This window comes from Enterococcus sp. 4G2_DIV0659, from assembly GCF_002140715.2.
In the GTDB taxonomy this organism is placed as follows: Bacteria; Bacillota; Bacilli; order Lactobacillales; family Enterococcaceae; genus Enterococcus_L; species Enterococcus_L mansonii.
Genome location: NZ_NGLE02000001.1, coordinates 322,986 through 347,512 on the forward strand (window position 1 = coordinate 322,986; position 24,527 = coordinate 347,512).

At 36.8% G+C, this 24,527-nt stretch carries 24 protein-coding genes, 1 pseudogene and 1 riboswitch; of the genes and pseudogenes, 6 read left to right on the forward strand and 19 right to left on the reverse strand.

Going from position 1 to position 24,527, the window contains the following annotated elements:
- Both purS and purC read right to left on the reverse strand, forming a co-directional pair.
- The gene (purS, locus tag A5880_RS01535; RefSeq protein ID WP_086331461.1) at nt 1-249 is read right to left on the reverse strand and encodes a phosphoribosylformylglycinamidine synthase subunit PurS; all 249 of its coding nucleotides are present in this window, start codon (nt 247-249) and stop codon (nt 1-3) included.
- 3 nt (nt 250-252) lie between these two features.
- Nucleotides 253-990 carry a phosphoribosylaminoimidazolesuccinocarboxamide synthase gene (gene purC, locus A5880_RS01540; RefSeq protein ID WP_086331462.1) on the reverse strand — a complete coding sequence of 246 codons (738 nt, stop codon included), beginning with the start codon at nt 988-990 and terminating at the stop codon, nt 253-255.
- 300 nt (nt 991-1,290) lie between these two features.
- On the opposite strand from purC, the gene A5880_RS01545 reads away from it, so the two are divergent.
- The gene (locus A5880_RS01545; RefSeq protein WP_086331463.1) at nt 1,291-1,677 is read left to right on the forward strand and encodes a hypothetical protein; all 387 of its coding nucleotides are present in this window, start codon (nt 1,291-1,293) and stop codon (nt 1,675-1,677) included.
- A gap of 79 nt (nt 1,678-1,756) precedes the next feature.
- Nucleotides 1,757-2,080, forward strand: coding sequence for an inorganic pyrophosphatase (locus tag A5880_RS01550; protein ID WP_086331464.1), 324 nt, complete (start codon nt 1,757-1,759; stop codon nt 2,078-2,080).
- A gap of 66 nt (nt 2,081-2,146) precedes the next feature.
- Here A5880_RS01550 and purB read toward each other — a convergent pair whose 3' ends face one another.
- The 9 genes from purB to A5880_RS01595 all read right to left on the reverse strand — a co-directional run bounded on the left by purB (nt 2,147) and on the right by A5880_RS01595 (nt 9,715).
- Entirely contained in the window at nt 2,147-3,442 is a 1,296-nt protein-coding gene (gene purB / locus A5880_RS01555; protein ID WP_086331465.1) for an adenylosuccinate lyase, read from the reverse strand.
- A gap of 18 nt (nt 3,443-3,460) precedes the next feature.
- Nucleotides 3,461-4,588, reverse strand: coding sequence for a 5-(carboxyamino)imidazole ribonucleotide synthase (gene purK, locus A5880_RS01560; protein WP_086331466.1), 1,128 nt, complete (start codon nt 4,586-4,588; stop codon nt 3,461-3,463).
- Nucleotides 4,575-5,063, reverse strand: a complete 489-nt coding sequence (purE, locus tag A5880_RS01565; protein WP_086331467.1) for a 5-(carboxyamino)imidazole ribonucleotide mutase — start codon at nt 5,061-5,063, stop codon at nt 4,575-4,577. The genes purK and purE overlap by 14 nt, the downstream gene beginning before the upstream one ends.
- Before the next feature lie 154 nt (nt 5,064-5,217).
- Nucleotides 5,218-6,531, reverse strand: coding sequence for a nucleobase:cation symporter-2 family protein (locus A5880_RS01570; protein WP_086331970.1), 1,314 nt, complete (start codon nt 6,529-6,531; stop codon nt 5,218-5,220).
- A 23-nt stretch (nt 6,532-6,554) separates the two neighbouring features.
- Nucleotides 6,555-7,136, reverse strand: coding sequence for a xanthine phosphoribosyltransferase (locus tag A5880_RS01575; protein WP_086331468.1), 582 nt, complete (start codon nt 7,134-7,136; stop codon nt 6,555-6,557).
- Nucleotides 7,137-7,221: 85 nt separating this feature from the next.
- Nucleotides 7,222-7,319: riboswitch (purine riboswitch) on the reverse strand.
- 249 nt (nt 7,320-7,568) lie between these two features.
- Complete coding sequence (locus tag A5880_RS01580; RefSeq protein WP_086331469.1) at nt 7,569-8,252, reverse strand: beta/alpha barrel domain-containing protein; 684 nt, start codon at nt 8,250-8,252, stop codon at nt 7,569-7,571.
- Between the two features lie 20 nt (nt 8,253-8,272).
- Nucleotides 8,273-8,896 (reverse strand): glycoside hydrolase family 73 protein, encoded by a 624-nt coding sequence (locus A5880_RS01585; RefSeq protein ID WP_086331470.1) that lies wholly within the window; start codon nt 8,894-8,896, stop codon nt 8,273-8,275.
- Nucleotides 8,897-8,989: 93 nt separating this feature from the next.
- Entirely contained in the window at nt 8,990-9,172 is a 183-nt protein-coding gene (locus A5880_RS01590; protein ID WP_086331471.1) for a hypothetical protein, read from the reverse strand.
- Nucleotides 9,173-9,193: 21 nt separating this feature from the next.
- Nucleotides 9,194-9,715, reverse strand: coding sequence for a hypothetical protein (locus tag A5880_RS01595; RefSeq protein WP_086331472.1), 522 nt, complete (start codon nt 9,713-9,715; stop codon nt 9,194-9,196).
- Nucleotides 9,716-10,265: 550 nt separating this feature from the next.
- Between A5880_RS01595 and A5880_RS01600 the strand changes: the two genes are divergently transcribed.
- A complete protein-coding gene (locus A5880_RS01600) occupies nt 10,266-11,219 on the forward strand; it encodes a Gfo/Idh/MocA family protein (protein WP_086331473.1) in 954 nt (317 codons plus the stop codon).
- A 90-nt stretch (nt 11,220-11,309) separates the two neighbouring features.
- Here A5880_RS01600 and A5880_RS01605 read toward each other — a convergent pair whose 3' ends face one another.
- Entirely contained in the window at nt 11,310-12,269 is a 960-nt protein-coding gene (locus A5880_RS01605) for an aromatic acid exporter family protein (protein ID WP_086331474.1), read from the reverse strand.
- Between the two features lie 115 nt (nt 12,270-12,384).
- Between A5880_RS01605 and A5880_RS01610 the strand changes: the two genes are divergently transcribed.
- Nucleotides 12,385-12,978, forward strand: coding sequence for an FUSC family protein (locus A5880_RS01610; protein WP_086331475.1), 594 nt, complete (start codon nt 12,385-12,387; stop codon nt 12,976-12,978).
- A gap of 93 nt (nt 12,979-13,071) precedes the next feature.
- Here A5880_RS01610 and A5880_RS01615 read toward each other — a convergent pair whose 3' ends face one another.
- The 6 genes and pseudogenes from A5880_RS01615 to A5880_RS01645 all read right to left on the reverse strand — a co-directional run bounded on the left by A5880_RS01615 (nt 13,072) and on the right by A5880_RS01645 (nt 22,065).
- Nucleotides 13,072-14,424, reverse strand: a complete 1,353-nt coding sequence (locus tag A5880_RS01615; RefSeq protein ID WP_086331476.1) for a flavin monoamine oxidase family protein — start codon at nt 14,422-14,424, stop codon at nt 13,072-13,074.
- Nucleotides 14,425-14,482: 58 nt separating this feature from the next.
- Nucleotides 14,483-15,298 (reverse strand): MerR family transcriptional regulator, encoded by an 816-nt coding sequence (locus tag A5880_RS01620; RefSeq protein ID WP_218776235.1) that lies wholly within the window; start codon nt 15,296-15,298, stop codon nt 14,483-14,485.
- Between the two features lie 193 nt (nt 15,299-15,491).
- The gene (locus tag A5880_RS01625) at nt 15,492-16,961 is read right to left on the reverse strand and encodes a flotillin family protein (protein ID WP_086331478.1); all 1,470 of its coding nucleotides are present in this window, start codon (nt 16,959-16,961) and stop codon (nt 15,492-15,494) included.
- Between the two features lie 20 nt (nt 16,962-16,981).
- The gene (locus A5880_RS01630; RefSeq protein ID WP_086331479.1) at nt 16,982-17,506 is read right to left on the reverse strand and encodes an NfeD family membrane protein; all 525 of its coding nucleotides are present in this window, start codon (nt 17,504-17,506) and stop codon (nt 16,982-16,984) included.
- Nucleotides 17,507-17,950: 444 nt separating this feature from the next.
- Nucleotides 17,951-21,354 (reverse strand): annotated as a pseudogene (locus A5880_RS01635) (FtsX-like permease family protein).
- Nucleotides 21,355-21,363: 9 nt separating this feature from the next.
- Nucleotides 21,364-22,065 carry an ABC transporter ATP-binding protein gene (locus A5880_RS01645; protein ID WP_086331480.1) on the reverse strand — a complete coding sequence of 234 codons (702 nt, stop codon included), beginning with the start codon at nt 22,063-22,065 and terminating at the stop codon, nt 21,364-21,366.
- A gap of 262 nt (nt 22,066-22,327) precedes the next feature.
- On the opposite strand from A5880_RS01645, the gene A5880_RS01650 reads away from it, so the two are divergent.
- Nucleotides 22,328-23,002, forward strand: a complete 675-nt coding sequence (locus A5880_RS01650) for a DNA/RNA non-specific endonuclease (protein ID WP_086331481.1) — start codon at nt 22,328-22,330, stop codon at nt 23,000-23,002.
- Nucleotides 23,003-23,074: 72 nt separating this feature from the next.
- Entirely contained in the window at nt 23,075-23,476 is a 402-nt protein-coding gene (locus tag A5880_RS01655; RefSeq protein WP_086331482.1) for a hypothetical protein, read from the forward strand.
- 202 nt (nt 23,477-23,678) lie between these two features.
- Here A5880_RS01655 and A5880_RS01660 read toward each other — a convergent pair whose 3' ends face one another.
- Nucleotides 23,679-24,485 carry an MBL fold metallo-hydrolase gene (locus A5880_RS01660; protein WP_086331483.1) on the reverse strand — a complete coding sequence of 269 codons (807 nt, stop codon included), beginning with the start codon at nt 24,483-24,485 and terminating at the stop codon, nt 23,679-23,681.
- Nucleotides 24,486-24,527: the final 42 nt, after the last annotated feature.

Consider the following 24,527-nt stretch of genomic DNA (forward strand, 5'->3'; position numbering starts at 1 on the left):
TTACGCATCCTCCACGATTTCATAATGATAGGTTTCCATGTTCACATTTGCCAGCAGCTTGTCACAAATCTCCTCGACAATCGTCCCAATTGGTCGACTGCTTTTAGCCACCTTGATTTCAAAATATTTGCCGATACGGATTTCTTGAATTTCATTAAAACCTAGTCGATGAACAGCCCCTTTAACTGCTTCTCCTTGTGGATCTAACACAGAATCTTTGTATGTAACATAGACTTTTACACTGTACATTCGTCATCTATCTCCTTTTACATTTTTATTAAATGTTTGTTCTAATCGAGCAAGTACTTCTTGGTATACGGGGACTATTTCACCTAGGTTTCTGCGATAAACATCTTTATCTAAGTGAGCACCTGTTTTTTGATCCCATAGACGACAGGTGTCAGGTGTAATCTCATCTGCTAATAAGATTGTTCCATCTGCTTTTGTACCAAACTCAATTTTAAAATCAATTAAGCGAATATCAATCTTCTTGAATAAATCAATCAATGCTTGATTGATTAAACGAGCCTGATTTTTTATAAACTCAATCTCTTTTTCCGTCGCGATATCCAAGACTTTTATATGATCTTCATTGATAAATGGATCATCTAAGCGATCTTCTTTGTAATAAAATTCTACAATCGGAAAAGGTAATTGTTGTCCCTCGTCCACATCCAATCGTTTCGCAAAGCTTCCTGCAGACACATTTCTAACAACTACTTCTAAAGGAATAATCTTAAGCTCCAAAACCAATTGTTCGTTTTTTGATATTTTTTTAATAAAATGACTAGCGATCTCTTTTTTGTGAAGTTGTTCAAAAATAAATGTAGTTATCTCATTATTTAATGTGCCTTTTCCTTGAACCGCATCTTTCCTAGCACCATTTAGAGCCGTTGCTTGATCAAGATATGCTACGCGTAATACGCCAGGATTATCGGTACTAAACAATTTTTTTGCTTTCCCTTCATACAATAAAGTGCTGACATCCATTAAATCTCACGTCCTTTTCTCGTATATTCAAAAACAAGATACAACTTATCGTTCGTTTATAACTTCATATCAATCTTAGCAAGGTTCATTTCTACCGTCAACAATTTATTAACATTTTTATTAAACGACGGACAAATCGTTCGTCTTTTTCTGTATTCATTCATTATTTTAAAGAAATATTAAAACTAGTTGGAAGCATTTACAACTATTCTCAAAAATGATATGCTAAAAGAAAATGATCGTCGAAGCAATCACGCTATATTTTTATGGTCGTGATGAGTTTTAGGAGGGTATACTGGAATGACTAGCGATTACGATGTTTTAGCGCAGGAATTTTTAGCAGGATTAGCAGCTGAAGAAAAGACAAAATTATACAATGATTTGCTTGCTTTAGAAGAAGTCCATAAGTTGAATCAACATAGCACTTACTACACGTTTAAAAACTTAAAACGTGCAGCTCATCGGCACTCAGAAAGAAGAAAAAGAACATTTCACTATATGAATACTAACAACGATGAGTTAGTTATACATCAAGTACATGAACAGCGTTTTTTCAAAAACAACTATTGCATTCATATTTATTTAAATAAAAAAGAGTGTAGTTATGTCATAATTGACGATTTGCTTTCACGGTTAAAAGCACCTAGGATTTCACATAGACAGACTTTTCGTGAAATTACAGTATAAATAGTTTATAAATGATCGTTATCTTGGTTAGGACTTTGTACTTCCTAGCTAAGATTTTTTTATAAAAAAGGAGATTCATATGGAAAGGCTAAAGGTTATAGTGACTGTTGATCGAGAAATTGGTTATCAAGATTCTTTTGGGACTGTTTATCCTGTGAATTATGGTTTCATTCAAGGTGTAATCGGTGGCGATAATGAAGAACAGGATGCTTACATTTTAAACATCCTCCCTAAAAAAGTTACTTCTTTTACAGGTATTGTGGCTGCAGTGATTCATCGAAGGGATGATAATGAAACAAAATGGATCGTCATACCAGAGGGGACAACAATTACAGAAGAAACAATCATTAAGGAAACATATTTTATTGAGCAATATTTTGACAGCTATGTTGAATTACTTTAGTGAGATAAAAAAGCGTTCGGACGAAAAGTTGATTTCGTCCGAACGCTTTTTTATTTTTCTATGGATTTAAGCCAAACCTACACGTTTAAAAATAACATCAACATTTTTTAAATGATAATTATAATCAAATGCATCATCCAGTTCTTCTTTTGTTAAAATTGAAGTGATTTTTTCATCTGCTTCCAATAATGGTCTAAAGGCCGTCTGATGATCCCATGCATATGCTGTTTTTGGTTGAACCAAATCATACGCTGCTTCTCTTGCCATTCCATGATCAATCAATTTCAATAATACACGTTGGCTATAAATCAATCCGTAGGTTGCGTCCATATTTCGTTTCATGTTTTCAGGGAATACGGTTAAATTTTCTACAATGTTTGAAAAACGATTCAGCATATAATCTAATAAAATCGTTGTATCAGGAATAATGATCCGTTCGGCAGAGGAATGAGAAATATCACGCTCATGCCACAAAGTCACATTTTCATAAGCTGTTATCATGTGACCGCGAATCACCCGAGCAAGTCCAGTCATATTTTCTGAACCGATTGGGTTTCGTTTATGAGGCATCGCTGAAGACCCTTTTTGTCCTTTAGCAAAAAATTCTTCTACTTCTCGTGTTTCAGATTTTTGTAAAGCACGGATTTCTGTAGCAAATTTTTCAATGCTCGTTGCAACTAATGCCATCGCTGATACATATTCAGCATGTAAATCACGAGGGAGAACTTGTGTCGAAATTTCTTGTGCTCGAATGCCAAGCTTTCCACAAACGTATTCTTCTACAAAAGGAGAAATATTGGCAAATGTTCCTACTGCGCCACTGATTTTTCCAGCTTCTACACCTTTAGCTGCATGTTCAAAACGTTCCACATTTCTTTTCATTTCAGAATACCAAAGAGCTAACTTTAAGCCAAATGTGGTTGGTTCGGCATGGACGCCATGTGTACGTCCCATCATTACAGTGTCTTTATGTTCTTTAGCTTTTTCTCCAATAATTGCTGTAAATTTCTTTAAATCTTCTCGCAAAATATCATTTGCTTGTTTCAATAAATAGCCATAAGCAGTATCCACTACATCTGTACTTGTTAGACCATAATGAACCCATTTACGCTCTTCACCTAAAGTTTCAGAAACAGCGCGAGTAAACGCCACCACATCATGTCTCGTTTCTGCTTCAATTTCTAAAATCCGGTCTACATCAAAGGAAGCATTGTCACGAATTTTTTGTACATCTTCTTTAGGAATTTCTCCAAGTTCTGCCCAAGCTTCGTCAGCTAGAATCTCTACTTCCAACCAAGCTTTATAGCGGTTTTCATCTGTCCAAATAGCACCCATCTCAGGTCGTGTATAACGATCAATCATTCGTTTATTAGCTCCTTTTTAATCCCAAATACTGGTTTGATAAATATCTTCTAATGTATCAAAAATATCGTCTGTTAAAATTGTAATATGTCCCATTTTTCTGCCTGGTTTTGCATCGGCTTTTCCATAATAATGAAAATGCCAATCTGGTTTATCAGCAATGATATCCATCGTTTCGTAAATCTCATTCCCTAAAATATTAACCATCACCGCTTCTGATAATAACTCAACTTCTGGCAACGGCCATCCACAGATACCACGGATATGCGTATCAAATTGACTAATGGAACATGCTTCAATTGAATAATGTCCTGAATTATGAGGTCTTGGTGCCAATTCGTTCACATAGATCCCGCCATTACTCGTTAAAAACATTTCGACAGCTAGCGTTCCAGCTAAATCAACTGCTTCGGCTATAACACGAGCAATTCGTTGCGCTTCTTCAATTACTTCTTCATCAACTCTTGCAGGAGCAATTGTTTCATGGAGAATATTTTGGCGATGAATATTTTCAACTACAGGAAATACGGTGATTTCTCCTTTTCCATTACCGCTCACTAAAACAGAGATTTCTTTTTCGTACGGTATCCAAGCCTCTAGCACACAAGTACCTTCTCTAAGAAGATTCATAGAAGGAGCTAAATCAGAGGTGCTGTATAGCACAAACTGCCCTTTTCCGTCATAACCGCCTCTTGTTGTTTTCAATACGCAAGGATAACCGATTCCATCAATTGCTTCTTGGATATCCGTAGGGCTAACAATTGTAGCGTAGGGTGCAATAACAATATTATTCGCTTCTAAAAATGATTTTTCCAGCAATCGATCTTGAGTAATCGCTAAAAGATCTGTTCCTTGTGGAATATTTACAAACTCCTGAACATGCATCAATGCCTCAACATCAACATTTTCAAATTCATAAGTCAGTACCTGGCAACGTTTTGCCAGCTCTTCTAAGGCTTCCAAATCGTCATAATCAGCTAATAAATGCCAGTCTGCTACTTGTGCTGCGGGACAATCAACCGTTGGATCTAAAACGCCAACACGAAAACCCATTTCCCGTGCACTAAGCGCCATCATTCTGCCTAACTGGCCACCGCCGATAATACCGATCATTTGACCCGGTAATAGTGGGTTATTCAAGCTCATCACTACTTTCCATCACAGTTTCTTCGAGAAATTTACGACGTTCATCTAATTTCCCTGCTAACTCTACATCATACATGGAAAGCATCTGAACTGCAAGCAGTCCGGCGTTCAATGCACCCGCTTTTCCAATAGCAGTCGTCGCAACAGGGACGCCACCTGGCATTTGAACAATGGACAGTAATGAATCTAGCCCATTCAACGCTTTCGACTGAACTGGGACACCGATTACCGGTAACGTTGTTTTAGCCGCCACCATGCCTGGTAAATGAGCCGCACCACCTGCTCCAGCAATAATCACTTTGATTCCACGACTACGCGCATTCTCTGCAAATTCAAACATATAATCAGGCGTTCTATGCGCAGAAACAACTTTTTTTTCGTAAGAAATACCAAACTCATCCAAACTATCACAAGCATGTTTCATTGTTTCCCAGTCAGATGCACTTCCCATAATCACTGAAACTAAGACAGACATGATATTCCCCTTCCTTTTTTATTCACTTTTATTTTATCAACGGAACAGACAACTGTCAAAGTAAAATCGAATAATAAAGATTTTTTTAATCTTAATGTTCGTTATATACAAACAAAAAAAGAAAAACCAGAAAATCATCCGGTTTTTCTCATTGTTACACTTCTTCAGATCCTTCTTGACTTTTCAATCCGTTAAATAATAAATTCAAAATTATCGCCGTTAAACTACTCATTACAATCCCATTTCCAGTAAACATTCTGACCGTTTCTGGCATTTGCTGGAACAATGTAGGAATCATATTGAATCCCAAACCAAAACCGATAGAAATGGCAATGATCAACAAATTCTTATCATTTGTATAATCAACTTTTGATAACATCCGCATTCCTTGCACTGCCACCATGCCAAACATGACTAACATTCCACCGCCTAATACAGGTTCTGGAATAATCTGAGCAACAGCGCCAACTTTTGGTAATAACCCCAACGCTATCAAAAAGAACGCTGAATAATAAATCGGGCGGCGAGTTTTGATCCCTGAAAGTTGAACTAAACCAACATTTTGGGAAAAACCAGTATAAGGAAATGTATTAAAGATTCCACCTAAGATAACGGCCAATCCTTCCGCACGGTATCCTTTTTTCAACTCTTCTTCTCCGACTTTCTTCCCTGTAATATCTCCTAACGCAAAATAAACCCCTGTCGACTCAACCATACTTACTATAGAAATAATAATCATCAAAAGAATAGACGAAAAATCAAAAGTTGGTGTACCAAAATAAAAAGGTTGAGGAAAATGGAACCATGTTGCTTCACCAACAGGCGCCAAATTGACTTGTCCTAATACGGCAGCAAGGATTGTTCCACCAACTAAGCCCACTAAAACGGCGATTGACTTTATAAATCCTCGTCCCCAAACTTGAACAACAATAATCAAACCAATCGTTACAAAAGCTAAAAGTAAATTAGTGGTCTCTCCAAAATTAGTCGCAGTTGCTTGACCTCCACCCATTTTTTCAACGGCTACTGGTATTAAAGTCAAACCTATCACAGTGATAACTGTTCCAGTTACCAACGGAGGAAATAATTTTTTAATCTTTGAAAACATTCCTGACACAAGAACAACAAAAATCCCTGATGCAATGATCGATCCGTAAATTGCCCCTACGCCTTTATCGCTACCAATCATGATTAATGGTGCTACTGCTTGAATTGCACAACCTAAAACTACTGGTAAACCAATTCCAAAAAATTTATTCACTGTTAGCTGCAATAATGTCGCAATACCACACATGAAAATATCAATAGAAATCAAATAAGTCATTTGCTCTGAATTAAAATTCAGCCCTGTCCCAATCAATAATGGAACGGCCACTGCTCCAGCATACATCGCTAATAAATGTTGTAAGCCTAATACTGCCGCTTTGCCATTTTGATTTTGTGTTTCTGATTGGTTCTGTTTATCCATTTGTTTTATTTTACTTTCCAAGCTTATGCATCCCCCTCAAGAAATTCAACTGTTCCATTTTGTAAAGAAGCAATACGAGCCAAGGACACAACACGCATACCCATCTCCTCTAGCAGAGCCCGTCCATCTTGGAAAGATTTTTCAATAACGATACCAATACCATCTACCTCAGCTCCTGCTTGTTGACACAATTCTACTAACCCTTTTGCCGCCTGACCATTCGCTAAGAAATCATCAATAATCAAAACCTTGTCTTCACTAGATAAGAATTTTCGTGAAATAGAAATTTGACTTGTTACTTGTTTGGTAAATGAATACACGGAAGATGTCAACAATTCTTCATCCATCGTTAAACTTTTTGCTTTACGCGCAAAAATCATCGGCACGCCTAATTTTTGTGCCGCAAAAACGGCTGGTGCAATACCAGAAGCCTCGATTGTCACAACTTTTGTAATACCAGCATCTGCAAACACTTCAGCAAAACGATATCCGATCGCTGCCATCAAATCGGGATCAACTTGGTGAGTCACAAAACTATCTACTTTTAAGACACCTTCACCTAATACTCGCCCATCTGCTTTGATTCGTTTCACTAATTCATCCATTTTTTTCCTGCTCCTTCAACAATTTTTCTCTTGTCTATTCTTTTTTGAAAACAAAAAAGCCTTTCTTGCGTAAGCAAAAAAGGGCATTAAACACTTTTTTACTTATAGACCAACATTTACGGTGTTGGGTAGAGACGGTCATCCATATTATGACCATATATAAGCTTCTTTGTATTACTATACAATAGTACAAAATGCTGAAAATTTCAACGAAATACTGAAATTTTTCAATTAAAGTTTTCACATTATCCGATCATTCTTATCAAAAAACTGCTAAAACGTTACAGTTTTCAACGTATAAATAAAAATTTCAACGACTTATATTTGTTTAAAAAATTGAAAAAACGAACAAAAAAAGCAGAGCGCCGATTCTTCGGTTCGCTCTACTTTATCATCAGCTCGAAAGATTGTGTGAACTATACTTCATATTTTTTACTGATTAGTTGGTTTTTCTAAATTTCGGTATTTGTCCATTTTATGGCTGAACAATTCACCATTACTCGGCGGTGTGTAAGTAATCGCATTCGCTCCTGCTTCAATTGTCTCTTCAATGGAAGCATCAGTTGGGCCTCCTGTAGCAATAATTGGCAGCTCTGGATAGTTATCACGGAAAAACTTAACTGTTTTTGCCGTCTCCTTCCCTGCGCTAATATTGATCATTGTCACTCCTGCTGCCAATTTCTCATCAATAGGCGTATGAATTGATGTAACTGTACTCACAACAGGAATATCTACAACCTCACAGACCATTTCAACTGTTTCCACAGGTGTTGGGCCATTTAAAACCACCCCAATCGACCCTTGGGCTTCTGCAAATAAACTCATATAAGCTGAGCGCTGTCCTTGTGTTAGACCGCCTCCCACACCAGAAAAAACAGGAATATCCGCTGCTTCAATAATACTTTTTGTAATGGCTGGATGCGGTGTAAATGGATACACCGCAATAACTGCATTCGCATCTGTATTTCTAATAATAGCAATATCTGTTGTAAAAATAATTGATTTAATTTTTTTGCCAAAAATTCTGATACCACTTGCTTTTGCAATGACTTTTGGCACTTGAACGATATCTTGCTTTAACGGTGTGACAATTTCGGGAACCCATTTTTCATTCATCCAATACACTCCTTTTTATCTCAGTGATCATATTGATCAAGATCGTAGCTTTCAATCACGTGGATCACTTTGTCTGCGTATGTAGGATCAGTGGCATATCCAGCATCTTGTAAAGCTTTTGCCGCCTGTTTATAATTTTTGGCTAAAAGAACATGCTCATATAAACGAGGATTCCATGTCACACCATTAACAAACAACCGCGTATGGTCATCCATCGACTCTTCCCAAGTATTATATACCCTAAAGTCCCCTTGGATGACGATCCACTCTTCATTGATATACTCTTTTGTTTCAAGATTGATTTTTTTCTGATTGCCGTATGCTTTGATCCCAAATAAATTATTGTATTTGGACGCTAGCGTACTTTGTCCCCAATTTGATTCTAAAATTCCTTGTCCAATAATAATACTTGGTAAAACGCCGTACGAAGCTTGTAATTCTTTCGCATGAGGACTGATTCTATCAATAAATTGTTCTTTTGATACTTGCTCATTTTGCTGAGCTGTCTCAACTTCTGTTTCTGAGCTATCAGATAAAATATTGATTGAAAAAATAAACACTACTCCCACAATTAACAAACCTGCAAACAATGCTGGTAAATTGTTTTTTCTCACTTTTTTCTTTTTATACCTTTGACTGTTCATACATTCCCTACTTTGTTGTATATTCGTTCCTGTGCCTATTACATTTGGCATAGAACAATGGCTGACTGATTATATCAGTTTTACTTTATATAATCAATTACCAGCTGTTGTAGTCGTAGTTGTCGATTGTTTTGTTTGCACTTCAGATGTCGTTGTTTCTTTTGTACCTTCACTTGTATTCATTGGTTTATCTTTGGATGGGCTCTGTCCGAAAAAAACAAAAATAACAGCACCTAGTACTATAATGACGGATAAAATACCTAGAATCTGCTTCACAAAAAAATCTCCCTCGCTTACTTATTCACCAACATATGTACCCATCAAATTTTCATTCACCCAATCTAATAACTCTACTTTTGACCCGTCCAATTGTCCTTGCACTGTAGCAGGTAAACGGAAAGTCACAATATCATCAAATCCCCATTCGCCATAAGAAATAGTCACTTTTAAATCTATGAATGCTTGATTTTTTTCTTCATGATTATTTTTGGATGGGATCAACTCAGCAACACCTGCACCTGATTTCAACCAACTTTTAGCGATTAATGTTTTTAAACGTTTGTATTCAGAAACAGCGATATTTCTTTTTTCCGGAAATAAAATGGTTTGGCGTAACACTTTTTGCGTAAGCATCCATTCGTAATCTGTAAATAAGTTCTTAACTTTTTGCATTTCTTCACTCGTAAGATTACTTCTGCCATTTTTCCAGTTGTCCCAATTTTCTTTTGATGTTTGAAGATAGTCTGTATAGAATTTTTCTTCTGTATCATATTGTTCCTTAATCGCATCAATAAGAATATCTATATACATTTGGTGCATACCTCTCGCCTCCTCCTTACATTTTACTGAAAATAATCAAAAAATGCATCTGTTTCAATCACTTATTTTCGTAAATTTAAAAAACATCTGACTTTTCCTATAACAAACTAGACAACCAGAGTCTTTTGTCCAAAATAGTCCATGATTTTAAAGTTCTCATGTATAATAAAGAAGGACGACTTGTGGGCTAGCTTCTCGGAAAAAAGAGGCGGTAGGCTTGTGGCTGAAAAGCGCCACATCCTCTCTCCCTATTTTTCTGTCGATGCTTGACGAGCCCGCTATGCTTTTAATCTATCTAGCTCCGCGGGCTAGCTTCTCGGAAAAAAGAGGCGACAGGCTTGTGGCTGAAAAACGCCACATCCTCTCTCCCTATTTTTCTGTCGATGCTTGACGAGCCCGCTATGCTTTTAATCTATCTAGCTCCGCGGGCTAGCTTCTCGGAAAAAAGAGGCGACAGGCTTGTGGCTGAAAAGCGCCACATCCTCTCTCCCTATTTTTCTGTCGATGCTTGACGAGCCCGCTATGCTTTTAATTTTAGGAGGAATCAATCATGAAACTTTATCAATGGGGGATTATTGGACTTGGAGAGATTGCAGCTAGTTTTGCGGATAGTTTTCAGCAAGATAATAGTGTATTAGCTGCTGTCGCTTCTAGAACGTTGGCAAAGGCGGAAGCTTTTGCTAAGGAACACAATATTCCCAAGGCTTATGGATCATTTGAAGAATTACTAAGTGATCCAGCTATCGATATCATTTACGTAGCAGTTCCTAATAGACAACATATTGAACACATCTTAAAAGCTTTGAACGCTGGAAAACATGTTCTATGTGAAAAAGCTATTACGATGACGAGTGATGAGCTGACCCAAGCAATGACATTAGCTAAAGAAAAAAATCTACTATTAGCTGAAGCGATGACGATTTTCAATATGCCTTTATATCATGAACTAAAAAGTCAAATTGATTCTGGGCGCTTTGGAAAATTAAAAATGATTCAAGCACCTTTTGGTAGTTACAAAGAACCTGATCCTGACAATCGTTTCTTTAATCCAGACTTGGCTGGTGGGGCTTTGTTAGACATCGGTACTTATGCCGTTTCCTTTGCTCGTTGGTTTTTAACCTCTCAGCCTACAGTAATCGCTTCTGTTATGCAGCCTTTTTCAACAGGTGTCGATGAACAATCAGCGACTATTTTACAAAATGATCACCAAGAAATGGCTACAATTTCCTTAAGCTTTCAAGCAAAAATGCCTAAACAAGGAATTGTTGCCTTTGAAAATGCCTACATCGTTATTAATGAGTATCCCCGTGCAGATGAAGCAAAAATCTTTTTTAATGATGGTACGACTGAAACCATCGTCTCAGGTTCTAGCGATCAAGCCTTAAATTATGAAATCACTAATATGGTTGAAATGATCGAAGGGCGACTGCCTAACCGTTCTTTATTTTTAACAAAAGAGGTCATTGCTATTTTGGATCAGATGCAACAAACTTGGAACAAATGATTCTGGTTAGAAGAAATGTATACAAACTGTTGAACTAAACTATGTGTAAAATCAGAGGGTAGACTCATTAATCGATGATGAGGGTGCCTTCTATTTTTCATTCTGATGTTTAGCAAACTCCGCTTTAATTTGTATAAACGATTCGAATACTTGCAGTAGTTGAAATAATTGCGCACGATTCTCAAATTCTTCTCTTGTTTTGGGTAATTCTTTTTGTCGGTACGCTTCATAGACTTGAGCAATTCTGTCTAAAATTTCTTGGCCATCATTATTTTTAGCAAATGTTTCAGCTGTATAATGCAACAGTTTTTCAATATTTTCTACTTGTTCAGCTTCCACTGTAATCTTCTCCAATAGCCGCAACATATCTCTTAAGCTATTGCTTTGCATCCGACGCATTGTAAAATAATCTAAATAATAATCGTTAGAAGATAATAACTGATTCTCAGCATGTTTTTTCGCCCAATTTTCTCCCGTTCGAATAAAGCTTTTCAATTCATCACATGACTCAAATAAATTCCGTTCTTTTCCATGTTGATTCAAGTGTGCTGCCATATTATTCAAAATTTTACGAAACATTATTTCTATTACTTCTTGATCTTCTTTCAACCGTTTTTCAACATCTGGCATATACAAATTCATAAGCAAAGCAAACCCCACACCAATTGTCATCAGCAAAAATTCATTTCCTATGATTGCAAAAGATAAATCCTTTTCTACTAAATACTGTGTAACAAGTACCGAACTAACCACGATTCCATCTGAAAGCTTAAAATAAACGGCTCCTGGAATAAACAAAAGTAGATACACACCAAAAGCAAAAGGATTAAACCCTAAAAGAGAAAAACAAACATAAGCAATCCCAGTGGCTAAGGCTAAGGAAAGTAAGCGGTAAAGTCCTGTTAGCACAGATGTTTTTTTTGTATTCGTCACACTTAATACAGAGATAATCCCTGCGGATGCAGGATATAACAGTCCCAAGCTTTCTGCAACAATCATCGCTAATGTAGCACTAACAGCTGTTTTAATCGTTCGTAATCCAATTTTCATTTGACAACTCCTCACAAAATGATTAATCTTTCGTATTAATACTAGTAATTTTACCTCTATTTCGGTTATCATTAAATAGAAAACTGATTAAATGTTGATTATAGGAGAGATAGCCATGGAAATCGGTCCTTTTCGTTTAGGTTTACGCACCTTAAAAACAGCTTTAGCGGTGATGTTGTGCATTATTTTATTTAAAGTATTTGACCGTGGCGCTCCCATGATTGCAGCTTTAGCTGCGGTTTTTTCTTTACGCCAAGACTTAACAACTAGCCTTTCTTTTGGTAAGTCAAGAATTCTCGGGAATACTTTAGGTGGCGGTCTAGCAATTGTCTATTTTCTAGTCAAGGATCTTTTTTCCAATGATTTTCTGGTTGAATTGCTTTTATTGCCATTTTTAGTGATCGTAGTTATCGTGATTTCTGATGGTATGAATAATAATTCTGGTATCATCTCAGCAATCGCAACCTTATTATTGATCTCATTGAGTATTCCACAAGGTGAATCCTTTTATTTTGCTTTAGCCCGTGTCATTGACACATTCATCGGAACATTCATTGGTATTGGATTAAATTTCTTTTTCAAACCAAAACCGTTGGAGGAAAAGCACGAAATCGAAGAAGATTTGGCTGAGTTAGAACAGAAGGAAAAAGAATTGGAAGAACTGAAACAACGGATTCAAAGAAAAATAGAAGCGCAAAAAAAAGAGTAACAATGGGTTCAACTAAATAAAAAGAGCTGCGAGATTGCCTCGTAGCTCTTTTTATTTGACGTAAGTTATTTTTAGTCGTTGATAAGATAATCACTACATGTTTTTCATGCTCAACAGTTCATTTTTTTTTATTATTTTTTCGGCTTCTCTTTCGCCGGATCTTACTGCACCTTCAAAATAACCATTCCAAATAGTCGCTGTTTCTGTTCCAGCCCAATGGATACCACCTACTTCTTCTCTGATAATTGCACCATACTTCAAGAAGCCACATGGTGCAAAGTGACCTGTGAAACACCCATTTGTAAAGGTTTCCTCATTCCAATCTTGTGTTAAAAAGTACTTTGGTTCTCTTGCTTGCTCACCATATACTTTTACTAATTCATTTATTAGTAACTGCTTACGTTTTTCCTCTGGCAATTCATTTAATTTTATCGAATCAACACCATAAACAAAAAATGTAATAATTCCTTCTTCTCTATTTTCATTGGAATTATCGATTGATTCCATAATCCAGCCCTGGCTTAAGTTGAATTGACCAGACAAACCTTGTTTACGCCAAAATGGTTTATCATAGACTGCATGGTACTTTGAGGCACTTCCTGGTAAAATGTTTTGAAGCATTTTTTTCTTCATCGTTGGTAATTCTGGAATAAATGTAATTTTCGAATTTAGAACGCTTGGCGGCAATGCCATAAGCACAAATTTTGTTTCATAACAGTTGCCATTCTCTGTTTCCACAAAATAAGACTGATCCATTTTTCGAACCGTACGGACTACTTGATTAAGTTTCAATTCTGATCCGTAGTCTTCAGCCATTTTACTTGCTAAAGCTTGAGGTCCACCAACAATTCGGTCCTGTTGAGCGCCTCCTTTTGAACCTAGAAGAATCTCTGTCCCTTGGCCAGAAGCAATGTAATACAACACTTGAAAAAGAGACACTTCGCCAGCATCAGATGATAAAAGCCCACCAGCTAAAATTCTACCTAAAAATTCTATAACTTCTTCATCATCTATTTGCGTATGGAGCCACGCATCAAATGTAACTCTATCTTGATAGTTAATATCTGGACTTTTTTGAGGGGCTTCTAAATTAACCTTCTTTGCTAAATCATCAATTACATCAAACATTGTCATCATCTCTGGTGGAACTTGATCATGTATTTCATTAAAATAATAGTACTTTTCTTTCCCAAAAAGTTGTGTTGGAAATATTTTTACATTATATTTTTCAACTAATTCATACATTCTATCTTGTGTTGGTCCAATCCATTGTCCACCTAAATCAATTTGCATGTCTTTGTCCAGCCATTTTGTTTCTGTACGTCCACCAACCCGACCTCTAGCTTCTAAAATACATGTGTTTAGCCCTTTTTCTTTAAGGGCCAGTCCTGCAGATAACCCTGCAAATCCAGCTCCTACAATTATTACATCGTACTTATTAGCCATATAAATGACCTCCTTCAACGTTTATGACCAAATTATAAACGTTAGAACGATTCTAAGGTCAAGGCTTTTCGACTTTCACTTGGATCTCTGTTAGGTACTCATGTTTATTACTCGTTTCATGGAAATCAATTAAATAAAACTCATAAAAAGGTGGAATAATACGATAATTTTCTTTTTTTAATTCTGCTACCATCTTTCCAATAGATTGACTCGTCTGCTCATATGTCCCTTGATAAAAATAAGAAGCATAATCACCTTCTTCTAAAGTAAACTGATTCAGCTGATTGTTCATCAGCTTTTTTTCTAAAATAAATACTCCTTTATATGTACTGTTTCCAGGTGGATGCCAGTCTAGTATTCCCCCTACATAATGAAAGTGATAGAACTCTGCAACGTCAAGCAGTTCTCCGTATACATGTCTCATTTCTTTTTCAAAAGTAGCCTCATCAGTAAATTCAGTTAACCGTTTAAACCCTTGGCGCTCTTTCATACTTTTGATTGTCAGTTGATTCAATTGGTGTTCATCCATTTTAAGCTGATCCATAATTTTTAAACGGGAAGTCATACCTGATAATTTTCTATTCAATAGAGAAATCTCATCTTCAAGTCGTTTAGAATTTTCTCTCAATAGATCTGTCGTATTTTCTACCGTTCGATAGTTTAGATACGACTGAATTGTTTTTAATGAAACGCCTAGCTCTTTTAAATCACGAATGATATTCAAACGATAAATATCTTTTTCAGAGAATAAACGATAATTATTTTCTTTTCTTTCTGGTCGGATCATTTTCAATTTTTCATAATGACGTATTGTATGAGTGGAAATACCATACATTTTCGCAATTTCTTTTATTGTAAAATAACCTTCTGTCATTTTGTCACCCATTCCTTTACAGCATAGAAACAACGGTAGGATATCGCTTTTAAGTCTTTCGTATCTTTTTCCATTATAATGTAAGATAACTCATTTACACTATTTATTTACCTGTAAATGAAGAGAGCAAAAAAGCGACGGAACGTCCTAACATTGTATAATGCTAGAAAAACGCTACATCGCTATTTAATGATTATTTTTCTTCGTCCTCAGTATAGAAATTTACATTACTGTTCGTTCCTTTTTTTGAGAAGTTTTCTATCAATTCTTTGACATCTAACCCTGTAGTTTCTTTTAGGGTTTCTTGTGTCCCTGCTAGTAAATTTGTTGCATAGTTGGTGATGCGGTTAGCTCCTGCATTTTCACCACCGCCACCAGTATCGACAACAGAGATTTTATCAATATTGCCAAGTGGTTGAGCAGCTTCTTTCATTAATTGTGGTAACATCTCCATAACCATGCTTAATACAGCTGCTTCGCCATATTCCTTGAAGGCATCAGCGATTTTTTGTTTAGCTTGCGCTTCGGCAGCACCACGCGCTAAAATAGATTCGGCTTCTGCTTGACCAGCTAAACGTGTTTGATTCGCTTCAGCTTCAGCTAAAGATTCAACACGGAAACGTTCTGCTTCAGCTTCTGCCACTTCACGCGCTTTTTGCGCTAAAGCTTCTTGTTCTTTCGCGTAACGATCTGCATCCGCTTTTTTCTTCACTTCTGAATCGTATTGTTTCTCACGACGAACAATTTCTTTTTCTTCCAACTCGATTTGTTTTTGACGTTCGATGACTTTAACTTCCATCTCTTGGGCAATAACTTCTTGTTGGGCTTTGGCTGTTTCCAAGTTATAGGCTTGGTCAGCTTTGGCTTTAGCGATATCTTGTGCTTCTTTGTATGTTGCAAGTTTTAATTCTTTTTCTTTTGATGCTTCTGCTATTTCGGTTTGACGTTGCAGTTCTGCTTGTTGTGATTCTTTTTCTGCTTCAGCTTTTTTGATACGTGTTTCCTTCCAAGCTTCGGCCTCAGCAATATCTGCATCACGTTTGACTTGTGCGATTCTTGGCTTACCTAAAGAATCTAAGTATCCATTTTTGTCGCGTACTTCTTTGATGGTAAATGATACGATGATCAAACCCATTTTTGCTAAATCGACACTGGCAACTTCTTGCACACTTTGACTGAATTTGTCTCTGTTTTGGTAAATTTCTTCCACAGTCATTGAACCTAAAATCGAACGTAAGTGTCCTTCTAACACTTCACGAGCTTCATTTTCAAGTTCTTCCCGTGTTTTCCCTAAAAATTGTTCAGCAGCTGTTGCAATTTCTTCAACAGATGAACCAATCTTGATGATCGATGTTCCATCACACATGACTGGAACGCCTTGTTCTGTATAGACTTCTGGAGTCGATACATCCAATTTACTTGATAGTAAACTAATCCGATTTGAACGCTGGAAGACAGGAAGAACAAACGCTCCTCCGCCACGCACGATTTTTATTTTGTTGCCACGCTCATCGGCATGTACATTTTTGTTTCCTAAGTAACTCCCACTAATAATCAACGCTTCGTCTGGTTTGGCTGTTTGATATTTTGAAATAAAAACAATCAACATCATCAATAAAATGAAAACAACCAGTACAATCGGTCCCAAAATCCCTAATCCCATTTTTCTCTACCCTTTCTTTTTTATAATTGTAAACTTCCTTCGTAAGGAACGACGTAACACACGCGATCTTTGACTTCAATAATCAGCACTTGTGCACCTCGTTCGATCGGTTGATCTTGCGCCGCATAAAAAGCAGCTGGGCGGCTGATAGAACCTGTGACACTTTTAAATTGAATCTCGCCCATTCCGCTGACAGGAATCGGTGTAACGACTGTTGCAGTATTCCCTTCCATATCTTTCTCAGAAATCGATATGGTTGATTCGGCATTTTTTATCGGCATCAACACATAAAAATTTAAGAAAAATACGAATATGGATGCAATCCCGCCGCTTACCAAAAAGAGCAACCAATGATTCCAATCAAGTAAGCGTTCGCCTAAATAGCCAAACAGCGAAGTAAATGCTAGCCATGGAATAAGCAACATTGGGTCAAGCGGTCCATCAAAATCAAATACATCTCCAAAAATCACTAATAATACCGCGATTCCTGCACAAATAATTAAACTATATAGATAAATCGTTTCAATCGGAATTCCTTGTATCACATTCTCACGCCCTTTCCCTTAAAACGTTCCTTTTATCTCTTTGTTAAAGACTTTTTGGTAACGTTTTTCCTTCTCTCCCGACGTTCTCCCAACGATATCTATATTTTACCAATACTTTTGATAAAATGACAGTGAATCTTGAAAATATCAGTCAAAGAATGGGTACTGCTCAAAAAAAGTGTGATTGGAACATACCTCTTCGAGTTTTATTAGCGTCACGGACAATTCCAATAAACGGTGTGAAAAAGTCTAGCACTACATTTCATTCAATCTTTACGTATCAAAAACACTTAGAAGTGAATGGTTAGACCATTCACTAAAGATGGAGCTGGGACATAACTCTAAAAGTTATCTCTTGAACCCTTAAAAACCGAATAAACGGCGGGATAAAAAGAGCATCTTTAAGATTGAGCAAGCTATTTTCATCCTAGTTATTTCTTAAATTTATTCATTTGATTTTAACGCTTCGATCATATCTACTTTTTTCAATTTTCTATGCATAAAAATCATCACTAATAAAGTAAAGAATAGCGTAATCAACGCAGAATATAGATAGCTGTACCAGTGGATCGTCGGCGAAAACATCAGCATATCCACTTCTACAGTGGTTAATACGTAAGTGTGAACGATTTTACCAAAGAAGCAACCAAAGAAAATACCAATCAATGTTAATAGGATGTTTTCACGATAGACATACATTGTTACTTCATTATCATAAAAACCTAGTACTTTGATCGTTGACAACTCTCTAATTCGTTCCGATATATTGATGTTCGTCAGATTATACAAGACGATGAAGGCTAATAATCCTGACACAGTAATTAAGACCCATACCACAATATTTAGACTATGAATCGTATCATCTAATGCATCACTGGAAATGGATAGGAAAGAGACATTTAGGACATTTTTATTTTCCATCAACAGTTTACCGATTGTCGCTTCATTTTTTTCAGTCTGATCTTTATCAAATAGTAAAAATTCTGTATTGTAGTGAAGTTTCTTTTTAAACATTTTTTCATAGTAACCAGGAGACAGATAAGCAAAATGCCCTGTGTAGTTTTCCGCAATCGCTTTGATTGTTAAAGCATATTGTTTGTTATCACTATTTTTTAGGACAAGTGTATCTCCTACTTTATAGTGAAATAGATTGGCTAATTTTTCATTAATGATCACACCATCATCTGTCAGTTGATATTTTTTTCCTGTTTGACGATCATTAAATAAAATAAATTGATCAATCTTTTCGGGATGTTCAGGAACATAAATCGAAACATTTTGGCTAGCGTTTGAGTCGTTGACTGTTTTTAATGATTCAACATAAAGAGGCATTGCTTGCTTTAGATTGGCTACATTGTCTATTGTTGTTTGATATTCTTGTTGCGCTTTTTTGTCTGCATCTTCTTTAAAAGTCACGACTGCTTGATAATGCCAAATTTTATTAAATTGTACTTCAACAATATCTGAAATCGAATCTTTTAAACCAAATCCCGTGATAATTAATGCCATGCAGCCTGCAATTCCAAGTACGGTCATCAACATTCGCTGCTTGTAGCGAAATAAATTTCGAGCAGTAACTTTTTGGATAAAACTTAATCGATTCCAGATTGGTTTAACTCGTTCTAACCAAATCCTTTGTCCTGCCTTCGGTGATTTTGGTCGTAAAAGACTGGCTGGTGTACTAAATAAGTCGATACGTAAGACCACCATCGCCGCACCTGCTGTACATAAAACAGCGACTAAAATACCAACTAAGCTATAACTTAAGTACCACGGCGTAACAAAATCAGGAATATTGTATAATTGTCCATATGCATCGAAAATAATCGTTGGGAATAAATAATACCCTACAAATAAACCTAAAACCGCACCACACATACTAGCGATAACTGCATAAACGAAAAACTTAAAAGCAATTTCGCCATTACGATACCCCAAAGCCTTCAAGCTGCCGATTTCCATCCGTTTTTCTTCAACCATTCGTGTCATTGTGGTTAAACTAACCAAAGCTGCTATCAAGAAAAAGAAGAGTGGAAAAACAGTGGACAAGGAAGAAATTCGGTTAGCATTATCTTCATACTCCGAGTAGCCAGGATTATCATCACGAGTCAAATAATAATAATCTGCTTTTTTTAAATCAGCCAATTCTTTTTGCTTTTGTTCTAATTGCTGTTTGGCATTCTCTAGTGTAGGTATAGTCTCTGATTTTTTCTTTTGAAACGCTGCTAAGCCTTGATCATATGCCGCTTGTCCGTCATTGATTTTTGTTTGGGCATCATTTAATTTTGCTTGACCATCGATTTTTGCTTGCTCCAATTGTTGTTGCCCAGCTATTAATTGTTCTTTTCCAGAAGCTAATTGTGCTTGTGCTTCATTGATCTGCTGTTGTCCTTGCGTGTATTGAGCAATTGATTGATTGATCGTCGCAATGGCTTGATCAACTCTTTCTAGCCCTTGAGACACTTGAGCAAGTTGCGGAGTAATGTTTGCTAATCCTTCATTGATTGCCGCCATTACCACAGCAATATTTCCTCTGACAGGTTGGGCAATCAATTGATTAACCGCTGCTGCAATTCCACTAGGTGATCCTAAAGCTTCTACGGCCCCTTGTAATTGAGGCGCAGCGTCCGCAACACTTTCTGCCATCAAGTCATCTGGTACTCTTTCTAAAAGTCCCACCGATGCAGCAAGACTTTGATAGCCATTCACTAGTTCATTCAAGGATACACTTGATGCTGCCAATTCATCTCGTTGCTTTTGTAAATCCGATAAAGAATTTTGTGCCTGACTCACTTGTTGAGCGCCTTGAGCTAACTCTTGTTTCTTTTGTTCAAGCAGGCTTTGTTGATTAAGCAATTCATTTTCATTCGTTGTAATTGTTTCTTGATTTACAGCTAGTTCATTTGCTGCAGCATTGATTTGCTGTGTATAATCCGCTTGAGCTTGCGCTAACGCTTCTTTCGCTTTGTCTAATTCTTGTTTGTTCGTTGCTAATTGTGCTTCGGCATCTTTTAAAGCATTTTCACCCGTTGTAATTTCTTGCTGAGCCTTTTCAAGTGCTGTTTCTGATTGGTTACGAATTTCTTCCAACCGTTGTTCAGGTCGATTATTTAAGGCGTTTTTTATTGTCGTAAGATCTTTATCCCGCAGACGTTTATACTCTTTTGAATAACTGTCTTTCTTTTGCAAGTCCTTAAATGAAAAAAGCACTTCTGTATAGACTGAAAGATCCATATCTTCTTGTGGTACAACTGCAAAAAATCTAATGAGCCCTTACCAATCGTCGTATTTCCTCGAGAGGTATTTTCGATATATTCAGGAGATTGGACAAACCCAACAATTTTAAATTGATGTTGCTTCAGCACGCTATCTGGATCATCCTCATCTGAGACCGTAAGTGTTTCCCCTAATTTATAATGACCTCGTTTTTTTGCTAAATCATCTAAAACGATTTCTCCGCTTTGTTTAGGCATTCTTCCGGCTACAGTTAAATAATTTAATAGTGGTTGTCGCTCTTTTAAATCATAACTGACAAATTTTACCGCTACATTTTGTTCACTAACCGCAATATCTTTCGTGTATCTTGGTGAAACCCTTTCAACGTTTTTGACTTGCTTAATTTCCTCAATATCTTTATTCGCCAAGCCAAGTGTTGAGACAATTTTCCCATCTGGTAGTTTTTGCTTCTCGTAATAATTTGATGCGGTTATTGTCATGTCTGGACCTGTTGCTTTTAAGCCCACAAAAACCATTACACCGAGAAATATGATCCCCATGATTGATAAAAAACGGGTTTTTGATTGCTTAATTTCACGAAAACTAGTTTTAAGTAACGCTCTTCTTTTCACTGCCAGCACCTACCATTCTATCTCAGATACAGGTTTTGGCTCGTCATTAATCGTCATACTGCGAACCTTGGCATCATTAATACGTATCACGCGATCTGCCATCGGTGCGATAGCAGAATTATGCGTGATAATAATCACTGTTGTTCCTGTATTACGTGCTGTTTCTTGTAAAATCGTTAAAATTTGTTTTCCTGTTTCATAATCAAGCGCACCTGTCGGCTCATCACACAATAACAGTTTAGGTCGTTTGGCTATTGCTCTGGCAATCGTTACTCGCTGTTGTTCTCCGCCAGATAATTGTGCGGGAAAGTTATCTAGACGTGCACCTAATCCAACAGATTTGAGTACTTCTTCTGGATCCAGTGCATCTGACACAATTTGTGATGCTAACTCTACGTTTTCTTTGGTTGTTAAGTTAGGGACTAGATTGTAAAACTGAAAAACAAAGCCAACATCATTTCTACGATAGGTCGTTAATTGTTTTTCATTGAATGTTGCGATATCCGTTCCATCGATAATAATTTGGCCTTCATCACAGGAATCCATTCCACCTAAAATGTTCAATACAGTGGATTTCCCTGCACCACTGGGCCCTAAAATAACTGCTACTTCGCCCTTTTCTACGGAAAAAGTGATCCCATCATTTGCATTGATCGTCGTATCTCCCATAGGATATCTTTTGTATTCATTTATTACATCAATATATGCCATTACTTTTATCCCCTCTCAAGGAAATTTTATCACAAGAAGTCAAACAAGTCCTCTCACAGGTAAAGCCCACTTTTGATTTTTTGATTTTTTTTCGTATAATAGAATGATGAGTGTGAGCCAAAAGTAAAAAGCATTTTTGGCTCACACCCTAAAACCGAATAAACGGTGGTACAAAAATAACTCTTTCAGAAAGTCCTTCTTATTTCTCAGAGCTAAACGCTTTTGTCCCAACCTTAGTTTTTATTTCAGTTAGGAGAAAATTATGGCAAGAAAAAAACAAAAACCGCCGTTTAGTCCAGCGGTTATGCTTGGGGCATTATTAATTATTTTAACGCTGGGCGTCTTTGGCATCCAAGTTCCAGACAATATACAGGAACTATTTGGCATCCATACACAGGAACAAACCAAGCCAAGTAAAGAGCAATATCAAAACAGCACTTCTAAAAACCCAGGACCAAAAGAACTTGGAGCCGCAACATTCTCAGCTGAGGAGATGACAGATAACAAACAAGGATGGATCGATTATCATCCGTTAGATTCACTTGGTCGCGCAACTGGTGCAGATGCATTATTAAAACCTGCAATGGTCAACACTGGAACTCCCGCAAATAAAGATGTACGACCACCTGGCTTTATTTCTGGTACAGATCCCAACAATCATTCTAGAGGTCACCTAATCGGTCGCCAGTTAGGCGGTTCTGGCGATGATGCTAGGAACCTGACCACACTTTATCAAACGCCTGTTAATACACCGTTTATGACCAAATATGAAAATCAGATCCGACAAGCCTTAGATAAAGGTGAAACCATTCGCTATCGTGTCATTCCTATCTACGAAGGCAATGAACTACTTTGTAAACAAATAGAGCTGGAAGCAAAAGGTCTAAATAAAAACACAACAATTGATTTTCGTGTATCCATTCTAAATGAAAAATAATCAAACGTTTTTGTTTTCTGGGTTTTGCAAAAGTTTAGAAAAACCAATTTCGTTTGATATGGAGGAAAACGTATGGACTTTCAACAAATCAAAGAACAACTCGTAGATACTGATCCACAAAATTTCTTAACAACCGTCTTAGAAAATGGGCCAGAGGAAGATAGTCCGATTATTTTTAATCGTTCTTTAGAAGAGCAGTTCGAAGAGGCAATTCAATACCTATCTTCTGATGAAACAATTTCTCTCGATGATCTTTCCGTCTGGAAAAAACAACAATTTTTAGTTATTGCTCAAACGATTGATGGTGATTATATTGCGGGAACTACGAAACAAACATTTGTTATTCCTGTCTCATTATATAAATTAGATATAGAGACCTATGAGTTATTTTTAAGTGATTTTTTTATTGAATATACAAAGGGATTTTTACATTCCTCAATCCTACCTGCAATGAACGATCAAACATCCGAGTAATCAAAAAAAGCTGCGACAAAAGCATACAATGCTTCCGTCCAGCTATATATCTTAATCGAAGTGAGGTTGGAACAGAAGCGTTCAGCTCTGAGAAAATAAGAGATAATTTACGAAAATTGTTTTTCAAATTTTTGTGGATTTCAGCTTATTTCCAAAGGAGTTGCTTCTGCTCCCACCATTTTTTTCTACCCTTTATCGCTCATCAAATCGCAAATAATTCTGACGCTGAATCAGGATCTGTGTCATAGACATTAAAATCGTAATTTACTCCTAATCCCTTTTCCTTTAATATAGTTTCCATTGCCATTCTAGCATGCTCTTTTGTGTTGTTTTCTTTGCTTAGATGGCCTAAATAAATGCGTTTGGTATGTGAGCCAATGACATCTGCCATTGTTAATGCGCCATCGTCATTTGACAAATGACCTTTGTCCCCTAAAATCCTCTGTTTTAAGCTCCAAGGATAAGGACCCATTCTAAGAATTTCTAACTCGTGATTACTTTCAATCAAATAAGCATCCGCATCTTGAATCGTTCCTCGAATATGATCGCTGCAATAACCTGTATCTGTCAGCATTACAAATGAACGATTGTCTTTAAAAAAACGATAGAATTGAGGTGCTGCAGCATCATGAGAAACGCCAAAACTCTCAATATCCATATCTCCAAAGGTCATAACTTTTCCCATATCAAAAATATGTTTTTGCTCTAATGCAACATTGCCAATCAATGGGTCCATTGCACTCCAAGTTTTTTCATTCGCATAGACGTCTAACTTATATTTTCTAGCAAGCACTCCGACACCATGGATATGATCTCGATGCTCATGGGTCACTAAAATCGCATCTAAATCTTCCGGTTTGCGGCCAACTTCTGCTAACAATGAGGTGATTTTTTTCCCGCTAAGCCCAGCGTCTACAAGCAGCTTTTTGTTCTCAGTCTCAATAAAAAGGGAATTACCTGTACTGCCGCTAGCAAGAATGCTAATATTAAAGGCTTCTTTTTGACTCATTTCAACTTCTCTTCCCTTCTACTCTACAGCTACTTATTATAC

Excerpts from the sequence above, each read along its gene's own strand:
- purB (WP_086331465.1), bottom strand. The coding sequence starts at position 3,442 with ATGATTGATCGTTATACACGACCTGAGATGGGTGCTATTTGGACAGAT.
- purK (WP_086331466.1), bottom strand. The coding sequence starts at position 4,588 with ATGAGCTTGAATAACCCACTATTACCGGGTCAAATGATCGGTATTATC.
- A5880_RS01545 (WP_086331463.1), top strand. The coding sequence starts at position 1,291 with ATGACTAGCGATTACGATGTTTTAGCGCAGGAATTTTTAGCAGGATTA.
- A5880_RS01655 (WP_086331482.1), top strand. The coding sequence starts at position 23,075 with ATGGACTTTCAACAAATCAAAGAACAACTCGTAGATACTGATCCACAA.
- A5880_RS01625 (WP_086331478.1), bottom strand. The coding sequence starts at position 16,961 with ATGGGATTAGGGATTTTGGGACCGATTGTACTGGTTGTTTTCATTTTA.
- A5880_RS01600 (WP_086331473.1), top strand. The coding sequence starts at position 10,266 with ATGAAACTTTATCAATGGGGGATTATTGGACTTGGAGAGATTGCAGCT.
- A5880_RS01575 (WP_086331468.1), bottom strand. The coding sequence starts at position 7,136 with ATGGATGAATTAGTGAAACGAATCAAAGCAGATGGGCGAGTATTAGGT.
- A5880_RS01595 (WP_086331472.1), bottom strand. The coding sequence starts at position 9,715 with ATGCACCAAATGTATATAGATATTCTTATTGATGCGATTAAGGAACAA.
- A5880_RS01660 (WP_086331483.1), bottom strand. The coding sequence starts at position 24,485 with ATGAGTCAAAAAGAAGCCTTTAATATTAGCATTCTTGCTAGCGGCAGT.
- A5880_RS01620 (WP_218776235.1), bottom strand. The coding sequence starts at position 15,298 with ATGACAGAAGGTTATTTTACAATAAAAGAAATTGCGAAAATGTATGGT.
- A5880_RS01645 (WP_086331480.1), bottom strand. The coding sequence starts at position 22,065 with ATGGCATATATTGATGTAATAAATGAATACAAAAGATATCCTATGGGA.
- A5880_RS01585 (WP_086331470.1), bottom strand. The coding sequence starts at position 8,896 with ATGAACAGTCAAAGGTATAAAAAGAAAAAAGTGAGAAAAAACAATTTA.
- purS (WP_086331461.1), bottom strand. The coding sequence starts at position 249 with ATGTACAGTGTAAAAGTCTATGTTACATACAAAGATTCTGTGTTAGAT.
- A5880_RS01570 (WP_086331970.1), bottom strand. The coding sequence starts at position 6,531 with ATGGATAAACAGAACCAATCAGAAACACAAAATCAAAATGGCAAAGCG.
- A5880_RS01615 (WP_086331476.1), bottom strand. The coding sequence starts at position 14,424 with ATGGCTAATAAGTACGATGTAATAATTGTAGGAGCTGGATTTGCAGGG.
- A5880_RS01610 (WP_086331475.1), top strand. The coding sequence starts at position 12,385 with ATGGAAATCGGTCCTTTTCGTTTAGGTTTACGCACCTTAAAAACAGCT.
- A5880_RS01650 (WP_086331481.1), top strand. The coding sequence starts at position 22,328 with ATGGCAAGAAAAAAACAAAAACCGCCGTTTAGTCCAGCGGTTATGCTT.
- A5880_RS01550 (WP_086331464.1), top strand. The coding sequence starts at position 1,757 with ATGGAAAGGCTAAAGGTTATAGTGACTGTTGATCGAGAAATTGGTTAT.
- purC (WP_086331462.1), bottom strand. The coding sequence starts at position 990 with ATGGATGTCAGCACTTTATTGTATGAAGGGAAAGCAAAAAAATTGTTT.
- purE (WP_086331467.1), bottom strand. The coding sequence starts at position 5,063 with ATGTCTGTCTTAGTTTCAGTGATTATGGGAAGTGCATCTGACTGGGAA.
- A5880_RS01605 (WP_086331474.1), bottom strand. The coding sequence starts at position 12,269 with ATGAAAATTGGATTACGAACGATTAAAACAGCTGTTAGTGCTACATTA.
- A5880_RS01580 (WP_086331469.1), bottom strand. The coding sequence starts at position 8,252 with ATGAATGAAAAATGGGTTCCCGAAATTGTCACACCGTTAAAGCAAGAT.